This window comes from Brevibacillus laterosporus (assembly GCF_030489605.1).
Taxonomy (GTDB): Bacteria; Bacillota; Bacilli; order Brevibacillales; family Brevibacillaceae; genus Brevibacillus_B; species Brevibacillus_B laterosporus_E.
Map to the genome: position 1 here is coordinate 1 of NZ_JAUKFY010000031.1, position 17,433 is coordinate 17,433.

The 17,433-nt window shown below is 42.6% G+C and carries 23 protein-coding genes; 2 read left to right on the top strand and 21 right to left on the bottom strand.

Translation table 11 applies throughout. The features are described 5' to 3' along the window. Nucleotides 1-32 precede the first annotated feature (32 nt). The 17 genes from QZ995_RS21605 to QZ995_RS21685 all read right to left on the bottom strand — a co-directional run bounded on the left by QZ995_RS21605 (nucleotide 33) and on the right by QZ995_RS21685 (nucleotide 11,088). A complete protein-coding gene (locus QZ995_RS21605; protein WP_258426145.1) occupies nucleotides 33-332 on the bottom strand; it encodes a hypothetical protein in 300 nt (99 codons plus the stop codon). Then, nucleotides 326-808: a hypothetical protein gene (locus QZ995_RS21610; RefSeq protein ID WP_301811676.1), complete on the bottom strand. Its 483-nt coding sequence runs from the start codon at nucleotides 806-808 to the stop codon at nucleotides 326-328. The genes QZ995_RS21605 and QZ995_RS21610 overlap by 7 nt, the downstream gene beginning before the upstream one ends. Before the next feature lie 68 nt (nucleotides 809-876). Next, complete coding sequence (locus tag QZ995_RS21615) at nucleotides 877-1,692, bottom strand: baseplate J/gp47 family protein (RefSeq protein ID WP_301811679.1); 816 nt, start codon at nucleotides 1,690-1,692, stop codon at nucleotides 877-879. Continuing rightward, the gene (locus tag QZ995_RS21620) at nucleotides 1,680-2,108 is read right to left on the bottom strand and encodes a DUF2634 domain-containing protein (protein ID WP_301811681.1); all 429 of its coding nucleotides are present in this window, start codon (nucleotides 2,106-2,108) and stop codon (nucleotides 1,680-1,682) included. Before QZ995_RS21620 ends, QZ995_RS21615 begins: the two co-directional genes overlap by 13 nt. Then, a complete protein-coding gene (locus QZ995_RS21625) occupies nucleotides 2,109-2,363 on the bottom strand; it encodes a hypothetical protein (RefSeq protein WP_301811683.1) in 255 nt (84 codons plus the stop codon). Nucleotide 2,364: 1 nt separating this feature from the next. Next, entirely contained in the window at nucleotides 2,365-3,312 is a 948-nt protein-coding gene (locus tag QZ995_RS21630) for an XkdQ/YqbQ family protein (protein ID WP_301811685.1), read from the bottom strand. A gap of 12 nt (nucleotides 3,313-3,324) precedes the next feature. Continuing rightward, nucleotides 3,325-3,939 carry a hypothetical protein gene (locus tag QZ995_RS21635; RefSeq protein WP_301811688.1) on the bottom strand — a complete coding sequence of 205 codons (615 nt, stop codon included), beginning with the start codon at nucleotides 3,937-3,939 and terminating at the stop codon, nucleotides 3,325-3,327. Then, the gene (locus QZ995_RS21640) at nucleotides 3,936-6,476 is read right to left on the bottom strand and encodes a hypothetical protein (protein WP_301811689.1); all 2,541 of its coding nucleotides are present in this window, start codon (nucleotides 6,474-6,476) and stop codon (nucleotides 3,936-3,938) included. Before QZ995_RS21640 ends, QZ995_RS21635 begins: the two co-directional genes overlap by 4 nt. A 211-nt stretch (nucleotides 6,477-6,687) precedes the next feature. Beyond that, the gene (locus QZ995_RS21645) at nucleotides 6,688-7,068 is read right to left on the bottom strand and encodes a hypothetical protein (protein WP_301811690.1); all 381 of its coding nucleotides are present in this window, start codon (nucleotides 7,066-7,068) and stop codon (nucleotides 6,688-6,690) included. A gap of 11 nt (nucleotides 7,069-7,079) precedes the next feature. Next, nucleotides 7,080-7,532: a hypothetical protein gene (locus QZ995_RS21650; RefSeq protein WP_031412178.1), complete on the bottom strand. Its 453-nt coding sequence runs from the start codon at nucleotides 7,530-7,532 to the stop codon at nucleotides 7,080-7,082. 2 nt (nucleotides 7,533-7,534) lie between these two features. Continuing rightward, nucleotides 7,535-8,872, bottom strand: a complete 1,338-nt coding sequence (locus tag QZ995_RS21655) for a phage tail sheath subtilisin-like domain-containing protein (RefSeq protein ID WP_301811693.1) — start codon at nucleotides 8,870-8,872, stop codon at nucleotides 7,535-7,537. 1 nt (nucleotide 8,873) lies between these two features. Further along, on the bottom strand, nucleotides 8,874-9,137 hold the full coding sequence (locus tag QZ995_RS21660) for a hypothetical protein (protein WP_301811695.1): 264 nt from the start codon (nucleotides 9,135-9,137) through the stop codon (nucleotides 8,874-8,876). Continuing rightward, nucleotides 9,130-9,579, bottom strand: a complete 450-nt coding sequence (locus QZ995_RS21665; RefSeq protein ID WP_301811697.1) for a hypothetical protein — start codon at nucleotides 9,577-9,579, stop codon at nucleotides 9,130-9,132. Before QZ995_RS21665 ends, QZ995_RS21660 begins: the two co-directional genes overlap by 8 nt. 18 nt (nucleotides 9,580-9,597) lie before the next feature. Continuing rightward, entirely contained in the window at nucleotides 9,598-9,816 is a 219-nt protein-coding gene (locus tag QZ995_RS21670; protein WP_301811699.1) for a hypothetical protein, read from the bottom strand. A 67-nt stretch (nucleotides 9,817-9,883) separates the two neighbouring features. Continuing rightward, nucleotides 9,884-10,462 carry a sigma factor-like helix-turn-helix DNA-binding protein gene (locus QZ995_RS21675; protein WP_301811701.1) on the bottom strand — a complete coding sequence of 193 codons (579 nt, stop codon included), beginning with the start codon at nucleotides 10,460-10,462 and terminating at the stop codon, nucleotides 9,884-9,886. 121 nt (nucleotides 10,463-10,583) lie between these two features. Continuing rightward, a complete protein-coding gene (locus tag QZ995_RS21680) occupies nucleotides 10,584-10,745 on the bottom strand; it encodes a hypothetical protein (RefSeq protein ID WP_301811704.1) in 162 nt (53 codons plus the stop codon). Between the two features lie 142 nt (nucleotides 10,746-10,887). Beyond that, a complete protein-coding gene (locus QZ995_RS21685; protein ID WP_301811707.1) occupies nucleotides 10,888-11,088 on the bottom strand; it encodes an XtrA/YqaO family protein in 201 nt (66 codons plus the stop codon). Nucleotides 11,089-11,286: 198 nt separating this feature from the next. Between QZ995_RS21685 and QZ995_RS21690 the strand changes: the two genes are divergently transcribed. Continuing rightward, on the top strand, nucleotides 11,287-11,643 hold the full coding sequence (locus QZ995_RS21690) for a helix-turn-helix domain-containing protein (RefSeq protein WP_301811709.1): 357 nt from the start codon (nucleotides 11,287-11,289) through the stop codon (nucleotides 11,641-11,643). A 169-nt stretch (nucleotides 11,644-11,812) separates the two neighbouring features. Here QZ995_RS21690 and QZ995_RS21695 read toward each other — a convergent pair whose 3' ends face one another. The 4 genes from QZ995_RS21695 to QZ995_RS21710 all read right to left on the bottom strand — a co-directional run bounded on the left by QZ995_RS21695 (nucleotide 11,813) and on the right by QZ995_RS21710 (nucleotide 16,513). Beyond that, the gene (locus tag QZ995_RS21695; RefSeq protein WP_301811711.1) at nucleotides 11,813-13,837 is read right to left on the bottom strand and encodes an ABC transporter permease; all 2,025 of its coding nucleotides are present in this window, start codon (nucleotides 13,835-13,837) and stop codon (nucleotides 11,813-11,815) included. Next, nucleotides 13,812-14,582: an ABC transporter ATP-binding protein gene (locus tag QZ995_RS21700; RefSeq protein ID WP_301811713.1), complete on the bottom strand. Its 771-nt coding sequence runs from the start codon at nucleotides 14,580-14,582 to the stop codon at nucleotides 13,812-13,814. The genes QZ995_RS21695 and QZ995_RS21700 overlap by 26 nt, the downstream gene beginning before the upstream one ends. Before the next feature lie 125 nt (nucleotides 14,583-14,707). Further along, nucleotides 14,708-15,646: a sensor histidine kinase gene (locus QZ995_RS21705; RefSeq protein ID WP_301811761.1), complete on the bottom strand. Its 939-nt coding sequence runs from the start codon at nucleotides 15,644-15,646 to the stop codon at nucleotides 14,708-14,710. A gap of 156 nt (nucleotides 15,647-15,802) precedes the next feature. Continuing rightward, nucleotides 15,803-16,513: a response regulator transcription factor gene (locus QZ995_RS21710; protein ID WP_301811716.1), complete on the bottom strand. Its 711-nt coding sequence runs from the start codon at nucleotides 16,511-16,513 to the stop codon at nucleotides 15,803-15,805. Between the two features lie 201 nt (nucleotides 16,514-16,714). Here QZ995_RS21710 and QZ995_RS21715 point away from each other — a divergent pair, with 201 nt between their 5' ends. After that, on the top strand, nucleotides 16,715-17,263 hold the full coding sequence (locus QZ995_RS21715) for a cysteine hydrolase family protein (RefSeq protein WP_301811717.1): 549 nt from the start codon (nucleotides 16,715-16,717) through the stop codon (nucleotides 17,261-17,263). The last annotated feature ends 170 nt before the right edge of the window (nucleotides 17,264-17,433 follow it).

Genomic DNA, 17,433 nt, shown 5'->3' on the forward strand with positions numbered 1-17,433 from the left:
GTTAACATGCAGTTGTTTTTCATACGCCAATATCATTCACCTGCCTTCCATTGCAGTTCAATCGGTATGCTCAAAGTTATTTCACGGTTAGGCTTCTCCATTTGCAAGTGACCTTCCCAAACTGCCTGTCCATTGACATCTTTCACAATACATTTCGTTACTATTCCTGTCATGGAAGCTGAGAGACGAATCAAAAAAATAACCTTATTAACACTTTGTCGTATTTTCAACAAACTAACGGGAACGATTTTATCATTTAGTTCTATCTCTGCCGAATTAAAAGCAGATTCTAGGACATTTGCTTGCACTTCAAATAGATGGTCAGTTAGCATAAATCATTCTCTCCTCCGCTGAAAAAAGCACCACAATCCCTTTTTTGTGTTTCATAGAACTTTGGCGGACCTGATGTAAAGATAATTCCTCCATGACTACTTGCAATAATTTTCTCTTTCAGAACGTGGACAGGTTGTATTTTTTCAAAATCAACTGCTAGCTGCATTAAATTTATTGATTGATAACTCGAGAATTCAAATATGATTTCCTTATTAGTGAAATCCTCTGTAACTTTCTTTAGATCTCCTGCCATTCTGCCTAATAAGTATAATGTATCTAATGTAAAACTGGCTTTTGCTACATTCTTTTTACGTATCTCTTCTCTTCTTTCTTCTATTGTACCGTTCCGTTTGCCTCCAAAATATATCCAATCCCATATATCTAATCCAAAGGTAGTAGCATAAGGCAAAAGATACTGATTTCCCAGCTCATTTATTTTCTTTGTTTGAAACAAAATCTCTTCTTCAGTTGACATCAAGTGGAGCCTAGCTACTTCGTTATCATACCAATAGGGCGGTAATTGCCGGCGATATCGAAAAGGGATCATAGTTCAACCACCAAATTAACACACGGAACAGCCTTTATAGGTTTACTCAGATTTTCTCTTCCGTCATTTAGGGTATAGTTTGAATAGTCCTTTACGCCGTCAACCCAAAATAGTGCACCTAGCAAATGATAAACAATGCAAGTGCTGCCCTTTATATATTCTTGAATTCGACTTGTAATAAGTGAAGCTGTCTCCGATTTCTTCGATTCATCAGCTAATTGGAGCTTTACCCTAACATTAAGGTTGAAAATTTCAGCAGGAAAACATTTCAGATCATGACCTGCAATACGCTTTGTCTCAAGCTGATTCTGTATGAAAGAAGCAAACTCTAATGTAACAGGCTGACCCTGCAAATCAGTCAGATATAAATCAATCGATACATCATGACGCTCGTGTTCAATGGCAACTGCGCCACCAACTCCCTCTATTTCTAAAGCCCATCTTATATAGTCCTCTGCGCGTCCACTTCCCTCCTCGGTTCTTTTTTTTTGGAGAATTCGTTGCCGATAAGCTTCTGTTTCCTCCCCCTCTTTACGGTCTACTCCTTCTGCATATCCATGTGCATCTAGAAACTCTCCATCACTCCAAACCACAAATGCCTGTAAAAGACTATATTGAGATAATTGTTGTTGTTCCGAAATTTCTTTTGCTAACGGATACCAAAAATCATAAAAAATCTCTCCTTCTTCCGTAGCAGGAGGAGATTGTCCATTTTCTCTTGCATAGTCAATTGCACGATTGGCTATTCGCTGATAAATATGATCTGGGCTTTCTTGAAGAATAGGCATTTTCGGTTTCTCTATCGTTTCCATATATCAACCACCACCTTAGTCTTTCCCCGTACCCCTTCAATTTCTAGTCTCAGACCTATTTGATTCTCCTGATATCGAATATCCATAACCTCTGCTCGCCCAACCTCTGAATGAGCCTCCAGCGCATCCTCCACATCCCGCTTAATCAAGGCTAAAGGTACATGCTTAGGGAGCTTTCCAATATGCTCAAAAAAATCTACCCCAATCCGATCACTGTAGATCGCATATTGAAATCGCTTGGTATGCAGGATTTTTTTCGCAATCTCTTCCAAATACTCAGCATAATTACTGGTCTTTACATGTCGGCCATCTGTTGCTTTGATAAATTGAAACGTAGTCCAGTCCAATTTATATGTCCAGGGTATCGGGGAAGGAGCATCTGTTAGCTCCCGATTACTTTCTAAAGCAGGAAACATTTATTTCACCTCACCCAGCACCAGATATTGTCCCGTAGAACACCTCATTAGAGCATAGGTCGCTCCTAGTTGAGGCTCTGTGAATTGCTCATTTTTAAAAAATACTAGATCTTCCTCCACCTCTTTTAGGGGCGCGGGGTCCTGATCTAGCTTAATGACCACTGGGGCATAATTTTGTAGCGTGCCAAATTCGATCTGCGTATCACTAATGCCACTTCTTGCTTGGGTAAACAATCTATTAATCGCTTGTTGCATCCTATCCTCTCCATTCCAATTGTAAGTCCATCACAAATTCCCTGTTTTTCCACCGTGTATTGCAGGAGGTCACGATCCAACTGCTCTGTTGACCGTTTATCTCCTGAATTTTCACCAGCCAGCCTGCCCGCAATCTAGCAATGAGTGAATTTGTGTGACGAACGGTTATGGAGCGTGTTCGCGGTATTTTAGCTAACGCAGCAAGCTGTTTGGACGCCAAAGAGGCGAGATTCTTCTCCTCGCCTGCATCAATGATTTTTTGCATCCGTCCGATCTTTTTCATTAAATCATGATGTTCCCTCGTGACTCTGCCTGCCGCCCGATCTCCCTCATAGCGTTCTACCGTTACAGCCGTATACACCTCCTCCAAGCTTTCACCGACAGAGCTAGCCTCCAGCATAGTAGCCTGAAACACAGGGACATAAGGATTGTTTCCCTCTGCTAGCACAATCAGCTTATCCCGTCGGTGCTGGATAAAATAGCGAAGTCCTGTCCGTTCAAAGGCTCTCTCTGCTATATCTGTAAACAACGAGGTATACGGTTGGGAAGGGAGCCGTTCCTTTACCGTAAATCCAAAGGCTGGGCATTGAAACGAAATGCCTGCCCCCTGGATGATCCTCTCCAGCTCCTTCCCTGCATCTCCTTTCAAATAGGGCCTTTCGCAATCATTTTTTTGTAAATACCATGACAGCTCGTAAGCAGTTCCGCTCAGCTCCTTCGTTTTTTCGTCCCGATTCCATTCCACTAAGGGACCGTGAAAAAGCTGCTCGCTTTCCTTGGGGTCATTGGGAAACATCATGAGATAGCCAGCAGCAGCTAATACAGGGGGATTACGTAGCTGAATCTGACACACCTGGGCAACCTGTCCTCTGGATGAGGACCAAGAAATATCCGTCACGGCAGGTGTTACATCAAGTCGGGTAGCATCTTTTCCATAAATCACACGCATAGCCGCTCCCTCCTAGGCTTTGCTTTTATATTCAGCATTTTTCTTTTGGATACGAGTAAGCTGTTTGCTACGCATCTCTCTATCCTGATGAATCATATTTTTGGCTGGTGTTAAAAGATATGGGGATGATTGCTGTTTCTTTGCGGTTTTTCCTGTCGTATTGGCACGAGCCTTTTGTTGCTTAGCCATGATCACAGGCGGCTGTAGAAGCTCCTTATTGCTAGACCACTCTACGAACTCATCTTTAATAAAAATCGGTAATTCAATCGACCCGTAATAATCTACATTCATTCCTTTAAACGTCCCATCCACAGGGCCGATTAAGACGTTCCATGCTAAATTTAACTCGTCAATTGTGAGCAGAACCTCTTTCCCTGAGATTCGATCCAGACCGGCTAACCATTCACGCGGTCCCTGATAGCCTTTCACCTCGATTAAAGGAGATTCTATATCGCCTGGAAGCCAAAATTCAAAGGAGATTGATTTCGCTCGATTAGCAGATAGTCTGTTTTTGGTAACAAGCGAAATACTGGTAGATGTTTCTGCATCATTTCCGTAGCCTTTTATTTGCACCTCTGCCGGGGTTACGGGAAACGTCAGCCGATATTTTCCCTGCATACGAATCATGCTTTTCCACCTCTAGTCTCTAATGCATTGACGAAAGCAGTCTCGATGATACGTTTTATTTCATTCGTAACAGTAGGGTCCTTCAATAATCGAATCATGCCTACCACATCCTGAAGCACACCATCTGCATGTAGCGTGATAGGCATGGAAGAGACCGTTACCGATAGATTTTGAGCTGTATCCTTCTTATTTGCGGCATTAGTAGCTGCCGGCGTTACTTGCGGTGCTGGTGTCGTCGTTAACGTATCTTGTGGCTTATTGCTCGCAGGCTTGATTTGACTAGGGCTACTAGCTGTAGTCGGTGGTTGTGCGGGTGGTACTGGTGCGGGTGGTGTCTCTGGCTTTTCTTTGCCCCATCCGAACCAATCAGGCAATTTTTCCATGAGGAAGTCTCCGCCAACCGAACCTAAAAATCCGCCAACTGCTCCGCCAACCGCTGTGCCTAATCCTGGCACAATCGAGCCAACTGTAGCACCAATCATAGTACCTGCAGCTTTCATCCCGGCACTTCCACCAAGCTTTAATAGCTCCATCGGTTTGTTGTCAGAGGTAACCAATGAGGCGAGGCCCATTGCTTCTCCTACAAAAGGAATTTTTTTCAAAAGGCCTTTTCCAATGGATTTAACTCCACCAAAGCCTTTGCCGCCCAGATTTTTTAATCCGTCCCACGCGGCTCCGCCAAAGCTTTTTATCCCTTCAAAAGCTTTACCGCCAATGTCCTTTAATTTGCCGAATCCGCTAGTGGGCTTGCCAGCTTTCTTGGGGACTGTAGTAGGAGGTTTAGATTTAGGAGTAAGTGGCTTGGCTGGTTTGGGTTTAGCTTTTGGTTTCGTAGTTTTTTTCTTATTACTTGGGCTACTTGGATTATTTTTGGTTGATTTGCCGGGTCCTCCCGTGTTTTTACCGCCGAATTTTGAAGGGCCTAACTTACTTTTCCCCTTTTTGCCTCCTCTTTTTTTCTTCGAGCCCTTACGCTTCTCTCTTTTTTCCCCACCTGTATCACTACCGTATGTGCAGCAGCATTTATCTTGTTTAGTAGTAGGTTGTTTCTTATTTTTTTGTTTTTTATCATCTTTCTTCTTGCCTCTTGCCATTTTCGCAAGAGCAATGATACCTATCGCCTCTATGGTATATCTAGCCAACTCTGGTAATTCATTAAAAGTTTTGATACAGAGGGTCAATGCACCAGCTAACATTTTTATGACCGGTGTTAAATCCTTGGCTACTGTAGCTGTTAAGTCCACCATGGCTGCCTTGGCTTCACTTTGGGCTTGCATATATTCAAACCAAGGATTTTGGTCAATTGCAGCCTTATAGGATTTATTTGCTTCGTTATTAGCCACTTTATTTTCCACTTCGCCAGCAGAAATTTTACCCGTTTTCTCCATCAGCGGCACTAGATGCTGCAATAGCTCCTTGCCAGAGCCTGAGCCTACTGCATTTAGCATCTCTTGACGTACATTATCATCTTTAATAGAAGCAAGATTCATAAAAATACGTCCCATCGCCTGCTGATTATCGCTTTTATTATCTGAATGCAAGAGCTGGGTTACTTGAATGGCCTCTATGTCAGCTAACCGTTTGGCTTCCTCAGGTCTTTTCCCGTCCGCCTCATAGCCTTTTTGTAATACTTTACTCAGCTCGCCCTGAGAAGACATTTTTAAGGCAATATCTTTTAACGCGCCTAGCGGCATGTCATTTGATGGAATACCCATGTTGCCAATTTCGCCGACCATCATCGCCATTTTCTCTGGTGTATCCATTACCATCCCTAGCTGGGAGGTATATTTGATCATAGAGGGTACAAAATCATCGCTAAAATCCTTCATATTGTTACTCATATATTGAAGAGAATTTGCCAGTCGCTCAGGATCAGTAACTCCTGTGCTGTCGCGTAATAGAGCCATCATTTTTAAGCTCTGGTCAGCAGAAAACCCTGTAGTCATACTTAATTTGGCAGCATATTCGGCAAATGCAGCCTTATCCTTTGCATTTACATCGTCACTTTTGTTATAGATGTTTATAGCTTCTGTCTTGCTTAGTTCCGGGTTGATTTGGATGATTTTCTCAACACTACGATCTAAATCTTGGACCTCGGCATCCGTTTTTCCTTTGGCAATAAATAATCCGCGTTCTTTTGCCGCAGCTTGAGATTCAGGGATTGAGTTATTGTGCCAGCTCATCGCCTGCCCTAAGGGATCAACAAAGGGGTTAGCAGAGCCGCCGTCACCTCCTCCGCCACTCACGACTACGGATTGACTTAACTGACTGCGCATCTGCGAAATTTTTTGAGTCGCCTGATCGTCTATTTCTACACGAAGCTTGGCTTGGACGGAGGTTCCCAGCAGCTGTAATTGAGAACGCACTTCTTTAATGCGCCGTTCCATCCTGTCAGCTTCTTGTAAAAATCCGCGTCCCAGTTGTCCCAGAGCTGCTTGCAATGAAGCCGAATCTCTTTTCCATTCCAGCATGCCCTGCCTTATCTTAAACATCTCTTTCTGGACAGAAAGCAGCTCAACAACCATATCGTTGCCCATTGCATTCACCTCCGTTCATGCTACATCTTTTTTTTGCAAAAAAACGGCGGAGGATATCATTTCTCCTCCGCCTCTAATTCAATGATCTGACATGCGATAATAAATAATTTTTGCTTATAGCGATCTACTTCATACTCTACGATTTCCGCCGGGAGGCCTCTGCCATGCAGATAAGCCTTCGCTACATGCCAAGCCTCCGCGTCGGTTTGAATTAGTTTTTTGCTTCTTCAATCGCTTCTTCTTCTGTCCGTCCTTGATTTGCTTTGCGCACGGTTTCTAAAAGGAGTGCATATGCGTCTGGGTTGCGATCAAATAATTTGCCGGGAAGCTCAAATTTGTCCCCTGCTTTGTAGGCTTTCTTTAGCTCTGGATCATTCCAATTAAAATCGTGCTCAGTCGCCTTCACAATGCGAGCATCATTGTAGCGATACCAGTCGAATTTTTCACCTTTATCAGCCTCACGCTCACAAATCCGACTTTCCATTAAGGTTAGCTGACGTACCTTCCATACCTCGCCATCAATGCTGACTTCTATCTCATGACGCGGTGTTGTTTCATTTGCTTGCGCTAAGAATTTTTCTAATTTCCCCATGAAAAGGCCTCCTATTCTTCTGTATATTCCGGCAATTTATCAAGATAATCAGGCTTCTTGTTACTGCGGCCTTTAATTTCGTAAGTCGCGTTATCGTTTCCATCTGCCTTTGCTTCCCATAATGTGATTTCTTCCGGGTTTAGATAGATATCGGTTAAGCGAACGCGTTCTGTATTGCCGTTTTCCTTATCGACCATTTCGCCCAAAAGCTGTGGAATTACAGGAGTTTTGCCCTCCGTAATTTGATCCACGCAAAAATATTTGAGCAGAGCGTTAACAGATGATACCTTTAAAGTAACCTCCACATGCCAAGAGTCAATCGTTTGCACCGAGCCCTTTTGCAGACGTTTTACATCGCCATACTCTGTTTTTAAGACAGCCTTTCCTTCCAATGTACCGTAGATTGGATCACCGTTTTCATCATATACCTGACAATTTTTTAATTTAATATCGCTTTGACGCATGCTTACAGCACCTCCCATTCAATATCGAAAAGCTCAATAGCATCAAGTGGCTTGGCGGCTAAGCGGAACCCGCGTTTGTCACCAATTCCATTTTTCTTATCTTCAAAAATCCAGCCTTTATCAATAGCGCCTTGCGCTTCACGCACTTCGAGATAGGTCTTAACCGCTCCAACGAACGTCGCACCGCCAATATCGTTATTGTCCAGTTTGCCTTTATACTTTTTGCCAACAGAGGTAATGTCATTAACAATTTGGTCAAGTGTCATAGAGACGCGAATTTTGCCAAAATCCTCACGTTCTGCTGCTTTTAATGTCGTTAAGGTGTTGACCGCACTTTCAATCAGGTACACGTCTCCGTCACGAACGGCAATCAATGTACCAGAGTTAAGGGCGTTTTGAATTTCAGTGTGTCCCCAATCCTTTGCCGCCTTTTTCATCGGAACTAGCTGTGCACTTAGAGAGATATGAGCTGGCGTAGCAGCGATCATGCCTGCTAGCCATGCCGCCCATTCTAAGCTTGAATAGGTCTTGCCGTTTACATGCTGGCCTGCAATAGCGCAGTTTACGACACGTCGAGAGTTGTGGGCGACAGAACGCTCCACATGTTCGTTCATGTTGCTATCTTTTTCTGGCAAACCTCCGATTACCAGCGTGCTACGTTTTTTGCTAAAAAGCTCGCGATCGACCATGAATTGTTTCGCTGCTGCTTGGATTCCCGCATCAGCCGACGGTAAATACACCGCGTCGAAATCAACACCTGAGATAGAGTTAAATAGAGTAGTAAAGTCAGTAGCTGATAAAGTAGCAATTCCGCTTGTCCCACCCGAGAGTGCCGTCATTGCTGTTTCTTCTACTGCTTTGTCACCCAGCTTTTTCACCTTGATATAGATGGATTGTTCTGCTTTCGTTACGAGCTCGTCTATGTTTGCAAACGAGAACTTTTCTGTTTTTACTGGACCTTTGACCTGTAATTCCTTTTTACCTATTTCTGCGGTGGAATCCTTGATCGAAATTTGTAGCTCATTACCCACTAAGCCTGGATAACGTGCTTGAATAGCAAGCGAACCTTCCTGTGAATAGCTGGCCGCAACACTCTTACCGTTCGTCATACGATAGCCAACTACAGTAGCGCCTCCTTCTGCGGCCAACTCCAAAATATCGATTTGGCCAAAGGTTTCTGCTACGCGCTCTTCATAACCCTTCATTGTAATGACCTGATCAGGGGCTCCCCATTCAGCTAGATACGGCACTAGTACCACACCGCTTTTCGGCAGGACTCGCTCCTGTGCTTTCGCCTTTAATTCTACGTTTACACCTGGTCGTTCACGTTGGATTGTCATACTATTTACCTCCTAGAAATGTAGATACGTATTGTCGTACTTGTTCTTCATTCATTACCTGCTGATCCGTAAATGCATGTAACGCTCCTGCTACTTCAAACCGTTCGGCTTGTAACAACGGTGCACTCTCAATCCATTCCAGACGAGTGCGCTTGTTCTTTTGAGCAGCAGTGTTGAGCGGCTGTGACTCTGCTCGCTCTTTGTTCTTTTTTAGCAGTGTTTTTTTTACTGTACCTTCATTGGTTTGGCCTGTTGATTTAGCCATGCCCATCCTCCTTCACATCAAAGATAGCAATTTTCTTAACCTGCTCTCTTTCTACAGGCATAAGGTACTCATAGCGAAATGTTATTTCGGCCCGTTCCTTTTTTTCGGTATTCACAGAAAAAGTACTCGGGTCGATATCAAGCAAGAGCTTATTTTTGCCTCGGTAGCTATAACGTTGCTTTCGTAACAAATCTCGCAAGACACCTGTCGAAAGCGGAACATGCTTTTCTTGCTTCAAGGGATAGTGAAGCATAACAGTTGCTTCACAAATCACTTTGTAGCTGGTCAGGCTATTTCCCTTTTCACTGATCGTTTGGGTCATGACAAAAGCGGATGGTAATGGAAACGTCCCCTCCATCCACTCTCCTAATTGGGAAATGATCGGTATTTGGGGATATGCCTCCTCTACCAAATCAATTAGCGTGGACAACTCCCTGTCCATCTCTATTTGCACCTCCTTTCAAGGCTTTTGCTCATTGCTTTGTGTGGATATGGGAGGTGATCTTCCCTCATATGTTGTTGCCTGCTTCCTAGTCTGATTGACCTTTTGTTCTGCTGATCGTTTTACAGGTGCTAGCTGCTTGTGTATAAATGTCTTTCTTTCATTAGCCAATTGTTCTTTGACAGCCCCTAGTAATCTTGGATGCAGGATCATTCTGGTGTCTACCTCCTTGCTCAACCGTTACCCCCTCGCTAAATGGTCCTTACACTTATAGGTGGCTTCTGCCCCACGCAAACAAACGTTCCTATTTAAGGGGTTTGACGCCTCCGACGATTAAAAAGAAAACAGCCATCGCAAGGACAGCTGTTACATTCTTGGCAAACTCAATTTTTTGTTGGGCACGGGCCAGCAAGGTAGATACATTTCCGCGAGATATGAAGAGCATTTCAGCAGCTTTCTCATGAGTAAAGCCGCTCCCATGTACCATCAGATAGCACTCTCTTTCTTTTTCAGTAACAAATTGAAGATAAAAATCTATTAGCTGCCGTTCTGCATCGCTCACATTGACACGGCATCCTCCTGTTCCCGGACTCACATAGCTTTGCATTTTAAAAGGATCTAATAAAATCTCTCGCTGTTCCTTTGATCGTCTCTGAATACCTCGTTGATTATCAGGTTGTCTGCCTGTTTCCAGCCATTTAATCGCATACTCCACGTCGCGAATGCTTGCGGCCAGACTACTGCGCAATGCTTCCCGATCTGTACCATGTCCAACGCCAGCACTAGCTTCTTGGTTGGGATTCTCTATTTCAGCTAACATGTTCTTCAACTGTTTTTTGGTTGCTTTATAGGAAGTAATTAGTTTTTTCATGCTTTTTGCCATGCTTGTATCCCCCTTGTTTTTACGTACTTTTTTACATGTGAAGCTTTTATTCCATTCCGGTGCAAAGTCGTCGTTGTCTGCTGTACGCTCATTGCCTTATCTGCTTGATTGGTGTAAAAAATCACCGTCTGCTTGCCGCTCTATCTTTCAGAAATTGAATGCTTGTGGTATCACCCATCAAGCGTCTCCATTCATACTCTGAGATTGCTCTGGTTTTTTTCTGTCTTATTGATGCTTTCGCCGCTTGATGTAGGTTTTTTTGTTTTTGATTGGGCTTGCTCATGTTCTCCCTCCTTTTTAATTGATTAGCTGCCGATACAGGTTTGATTGTTTTTCAAAATGAAAAAAGGACGCTAGAAACTCCCACTCATCGTGGAAATATCCAGCGCCCTCCCGCATCTCGGTATCAGGCTAATATGCAGTTGTTAAAATAATTCATTTTCTTGGAAGGCTATTTTGGCTATCTTTCCTTGGCTAGATTTGACTACAGTCTCACCGTGGTGAACCAGAGGCACTATTTTAATCTTCCCTTGAACAGGGTCGATGAGAACCATACTAGCTTCCCTGCCGACCGGAATTGTTACCTGTTTCATGTCCAGTGTTAGTTTCATCTCTGTAGACCGCATTCTCATCTTCCTCCTCTGGGAGTCTTCTGAAACAATTTGATTGAATACGCAAAACTTGAGCATTAATCAACTTTCAACTTTATATTAGTTGATCAAAACTCAAAAGTCAACCGAAACTTGCTATTACCTCAACTAAATAGATATAATAGAGGTAAACAAGCTAGGTATGGATCATAAGGTAGACAAGGCGGTGATAGAATGACACTTGGAGAACGGTTAAAGGAAAAACGCAAAGAATATAAATGGACCCAAAAAGAGATTGCAGACAAACTAGGCGTCGACAACACCACTGTCTCAAAATGGGAATCAAATACCTATGAGCCGGATGCTACTTCGCTTAAGGAATTAGCTGAAATATATCAAACCTCTACCGACTATTTACTCAACAAACAGACAAAAGAACAACCTCACTTGTCCTCGGATGAAACAGAAGATGCTACAGGACTTGCCTTTATCACAGGTGGAGACTCTTTAACAGCAGAAGAGGCTGAATACCTAAAGGAAAGCCTGGAGCTTTTTCGAAGAATGAAGGAAAAGCGGGCAAAGTCCAAATGATTTGACATACCACCCTAGCAGGCCATAAAGCTATTTTGACGATCTAGTTTTTTCATCATATAGGAAAAGGCATAAGGAATCTTACATCCCTATGCCTTATATTTTATATCCTCTATTATTTGATGAATGAAACTATGCTTTCTAATATGGCCCCCTGAATTTCCTTTTTTTAAACGATACCTCTGTGCAGCAATTTAAGATACCGCCAACGAATCAGCCAGAAATACAGAAACTGGGCAGCCACAAAGCAACCAAGAACAATAACAGAGCTTGCTACAACAGAATAGGGAAGCAATTGCTGCAGAGCGGTAAATGCAACCCCGCTGTGTACAATCGCTATTACGATAGGTAAAAAGAACATAATCAGCAACTGTCTTGTAACCGTTTTTCTTAATTCTTTCCCAGTTAAGCCTAGCTTTCCGATGAGCTGATACTGGGCATGCTCTCTGTCCAAGTCTGTATATAATCGGAAGTAAAGAAAGCTAGAAGCAAACGTGAAGAACACAATGCCAATCATAACGCTCGATATCAGTAATAATCCATTTTCTTGCTTTGCCTCTTTCCACTCCAGGCTTAAAGCTGAAAACATATACGGTGATTCATAGTTTAGAAACGTATCATTCAAATGATTTGCTACGTCTACCGTGTTTTCCCAGTTATCTACCGTAAAAACATTGATTCTCATCGGATGAGATTCGGTTTCAGCTTCAGAGGATTCTTGCATATTCCGGGCTTCGGCTTGCTCTAACGTACTAGATTGGTCGCTGTCTTTTTGCAACCCCTCTGTGGTCGAGTCTGCATTGGTTTCCAAGCGGCTAGCTAGGATTTTTTCGTAGGCCTGATCTGTTACTGCCACATAGTAGTCATCGGAGAAATTTTCCGGGATAACCATATGATCAACCACTTTTTTCATTGATAAATCCAGCTTTACATTTCCATGTGTAATCTGAAGTTGATTTTCTCTATTCTGCTTACTGCTTCCTCGCTCATGGGCATATTTCCCTGGTATCCATAGAAATTCTCCTTCATGTAAAGTCTCTGTCGGATAGCCAAGAGCCTGCGCTAAATGGTTATAGTGAGTAAGGGACATGATCATATTATTGTCAGTCCAGAATAATTCTGCATAAGCCTGCTGATAAGAGAAGCCCGCTTTTGTTAGCTCTTTCCCAATTAGCGAAACATGCTCCTTCTCCTGCGGGTTTTTTGCATAGGAAACATAGGTAAATGCATATGGATTTTTTATTTTAGCCAGCCCCTGATTTCCCATAGCGGCGCAGGTGCCGATTGCCACAAAGGCTACTGCTGAAACAACCGCTACCATAAAAAACATGTTTGCATTATCTCGCATGCGGTAGACCAGCTCAGACATCGTGAGGATATTGGTTCTTTTAAAAAATAACCTGTCTCTCTTCTGTAAAAAACGAATGGTATATACACTGCACTGGGTAAAGAAAAAGTAGGTTCCAACGACAACTAATGCCACCCCGCTAAATAATAGCGAAAACAAATAAATGCCCCGCGCAAAACAGAAAACGCAGAAATAGCCTGCTCCAATCAAAATAACTGCAAGGATGGATAGCCAAATAGAAGCCTTAGGCTCCGGCTTCGGTTTCTCACCCGCTTGCAATAGCTCAACCAGTTTGTTGACTCTCATGGTTTTGGAAGTAAAGAAAGAAATCGCTAAAAACAAGACGAAAAAGGCCAGTAAGGTAATTCCAATGGCTTTATACGGTAAATAAAAGGGTAGTCCTTTTGCAATAGCTAGCATATCTGCACTAATCAGCAGTACAAGCTTAGCAAATACCAGACCAACCAATATTCCTGACGCCATTGAAAGAACGCCAATCACCATATTCTCCATAAAAACAAGCTTGTTTAGCTGCTTGTTTGTCATCCCATGGATAAGCAAAATACCAAATTCTTTTTTCCGAGTTTGCAAAAAAGCACTGACAGAATACAGCACAAAGAAAAAAGAAAAGATGAAGATAAAATAGGGAGGCAATTGCATCGCCATTTTTCCAAGCGAATTCATTGTTGAGCTCCAGCCTGTCAATTCTCCTTGTAATTGGGGATGAAAGGCAATCAGGGCATAGGTGAAAAACATCATCACAGAGAAGGCACAGCTTAAAAAATGGGCGGCATAGGCTCGTTTATTGCGCATTACATTATTACGAGCGTATTGTTGAAAAGTCATGTGCTTCTCCCCCTAATAACGACAATACATTCATGATTTTCTGATAAAATGCCTGACGATTATCCCCACAGTATACTTCATTAAAGAGCTTTCCATCTTTAATGAATACAACTCGATTGCAATAGCTAGCTGCGAAAGCATCATGTGTAACTAACATCATGGTAGTCTGATCTACCGCGTTGTAGGATGATAACAATTGCATGACATCCCGTGCTGCCTTCGAGTCCAAATTGCCTGTTGGCTCATCGGCAAGCAGTAATTTCGGTTTATGAATCATTGCCCTTGCAATCGCTGCACGCTGGGCTTGTCCACCCGAAATCTCATACGTGCGTTTATTTAAAATAGGAGTAATGCCTAATCTGTCAGCAATAGCGGCTACTTTTTCATTCATGATCTCTAAGCTAGTGCCATCAAGGGTTAACGGCAATAGAATATTTTCTTTAACTGTCAGCGTGTGTAAAAGGTTAAATGATTGAAACACAAATCCCAATTCTTGTCTTCGAAATAGCGCCAATTGATCCGGTGACAGGAGATGCGGGTTTTGATTGTTAATCAGCACTTCCCCTGATGTAGGCGAATCAATGGTAGAAATCATGTTCAGCAGGGTAGTTTTACCACTTCCCGACGGACCCATGATTCCAACAAACTCCCCCTCTTTAATTGTCAAATCAATATTGGACAGAGCTTCATAAGAAATTTTTCCTTGATAAATTTTGCTAAGTGCACGAGCTTTTACAATATCCATTATATATACTCCCCTTTCCTTTCATTTCTGTTATCTTAGTGTAATCAACCGGGGAGAATGTTCATATAAAACACTCTTTCATTTTGCTTACAGATTTGTAAGATTTCATATAATCCATCCCCCTGCTAGAAGCGACGAGAAGCATAAGGAAAAATAATCTGTACGATCGTTCCTTTTCCCTCCTCAGACTGAATTTCGATCGAATGATTCAGCTTTTCTGCCACTTCCTTGACCAAATACAGACCCATTCCCGTAGATTCCTTGAATTCCCTTCCATTTTCTCCGGTAAAAAAGGCGCGAAACACGCGGGGAAGATCGGCTGTCGGTATGCCTACTCCTCTATCCTGTACTTCCAAAACAACTGACTCACCCTGCGTAAAAGCTGCAACCGTCACTTTTTCATGTGTACCGGCGGAATATTTAATTGCATTCGATAACAACTGATCCAGCATAAAGGCCAGCCATTTCGCATCCGTTTCTGCTGTTAATGTCGACTCTATTTTTACGTCAGGATAAACGTAATTTCGGATAAAAAACCTCTTATTGTCATGAACAACCTTATTTACAATCGGTAATAAACGGACATGATCCACGCTAAAATCCTGTTCAAATGTCTCCAGCCTTGAAATATATAACGCCATTTCCAAGCCTTTGCGCAACTTATCTGTCTCCTCCGCAATGCTTTCAAATCGCTCGTCATCCTCCTTCTGCGTAATTAATTCGATGACGGATAAAGGTGTTTTCATCTGATGCACCCACTGATTCATAAAGGTAATATGATCTTGATGCTGGCGTTCCCAGCTCTTTATTTGCTCCTGATATCTTTTATATTGGGCCTCCAATAAGGTTGCCAAAGCTTCTGGAAGCGGGGAGTGGTTAAATTCTGACATGAACTCATGCATAGTTTCAAGCGGCTGGGATAGGCGCACATAAAAAGCACGATGGCTCACATATCGGTACGTAAGATATATCAGTAAAAGAAAAGTCCCTAAAAAAATAGCATACAAGGCTGTCAGCACATGATCATAGCCATCGAACCAAAAAACAAGCAAGAAAAACAGCATTAAGATGTAGGAATATAAGATAAGCGGGACATGCTCACGTAAAAAGAGCCGTACATGCTTCTTGTTGCTGGATGAATTCATTTCAAAAAACTTATTTCTAGCTGATCGTGCCCTCGAATTCCCTTCAAAGGTACTCGTGTTGTGCTCTCTGTCCATTCACCTTGTACCTCCTGCATGATTCCACGTGATCTGTAATCGGTAGCCGGCTCCCCTGACCGTCTCAATTGCGTCTTCTATTCCTAACTCAGCAAGCTTCTTTCGCAAGCGAGTGATATTCACACTCAATGTATTGTCATCTACAAATGCCTGATCGTCCCACAGTTTGTCTAAGAGCTTAGCCCGACTTGACACACGCGGATAAGCAGTAAGCAAGGCCTCTAGTAAAATCGCTTCCTTTTTCGTCAATAAGCTGCTCTCTTCTTGCAATTTCACTTCTAATCTCTCTGGATAAAGACATAAGCCTTTTTGCTCGACCATGCGCTCCTCCATCTTGGGGGCGTAATCTCCATAGGCTCTTCGTAGCTGACTGCGAATTTTGGCTATTACTAGCTCGTAATGAAAGGGCTTGGTAATGAAATCATCTGCACCATACTCAAGTGCCATTACCTGATCCATCTCTGTACTGCGAGCTGATATAAACACGATGGGGCACGTGGAGATCGTACGAAGCTGACGACACCAGTAGTAGCCATCAAAGCTGGGCAAATTAATATCTAGCAAGACCAAGTCTGGCTTCCATTCTAAAAAGCTCTCCATAATGAGATCGAAATTTCGGATTACAATCCCTCGGTATTTATATCTCTCTATATGCTCTCGCAGCAATTCTGCAATTTTCGGGTCATCTTCAATAATCATGATTGTCGTCATAAGCTTTTCCCATCCTTTATTCTTGTAAAAGGAAAGCTTCCAGCTATTTTTCCTTTACACTCTTCTCATCGTTTGACGTAAAAGCAGACTTTTTTGTCACTTTCTCTTTGTTTTCCTTTTTTTGTCGCAATAGATGTATTTCACTACTTTTAATTGTTGTATACTTTAAATAAGCCAAAATAAGGAAGGATGATCACCTATATGATTGATAAAACAGCACTGGTTATTGTAGACACCCAGAGCATCATTACCTATCATTCTTATCATGGGGAAGAAATTGTTGGCAAAATTAGTTCATTACAAGCAAAAGCTCGTCAGCTCAACATCCCTGTTCTGTTTATTCAGCATATTGGTCCAGTAGGCTCTCCTTTTGAGGAAGGAGCGCATATGACTGAGATTCATCCTAACGTTGCACCTCTTGTGGGTGAAATAGTGATTAAAAAGACAGCATGCGACGCGTTCTATGAAACAGCACTGCATCAGGAACTTATAAATCGAGGTATCGAGCATCTCATTATTGTTGGCTTTCAAACCCAGTTTTGTATTGATACAGCTTGCCGAAGCGCAGTCTCACACGGCTATGAGGTAACCTTGGTTGGCGATTGCCATTCGACAGCCAATACCCCGACCCTGAACGCCATCTCTATTATTGACCACCACAACGAAACATTGAACGGGTTAGGCACCCCGCATCATAACATCACAGTCAAGGATTCAAGCGAGATTTTTGCCTCCGAGCTTGCACGTTAAGGGAAGATAAAAGATTTCGACTGTTAAAATACGGCTTTTCCAAGAGCAATTAGACTGAAACCTTTATTTCAGCATCTTCACCTAGTAACAGTGATCATGAATCAAACAAAAAACAGACTCCCTCGATCGGGGAGTCTGTTTCTTTCATTTCTGTGTTGGTATGAAAATAA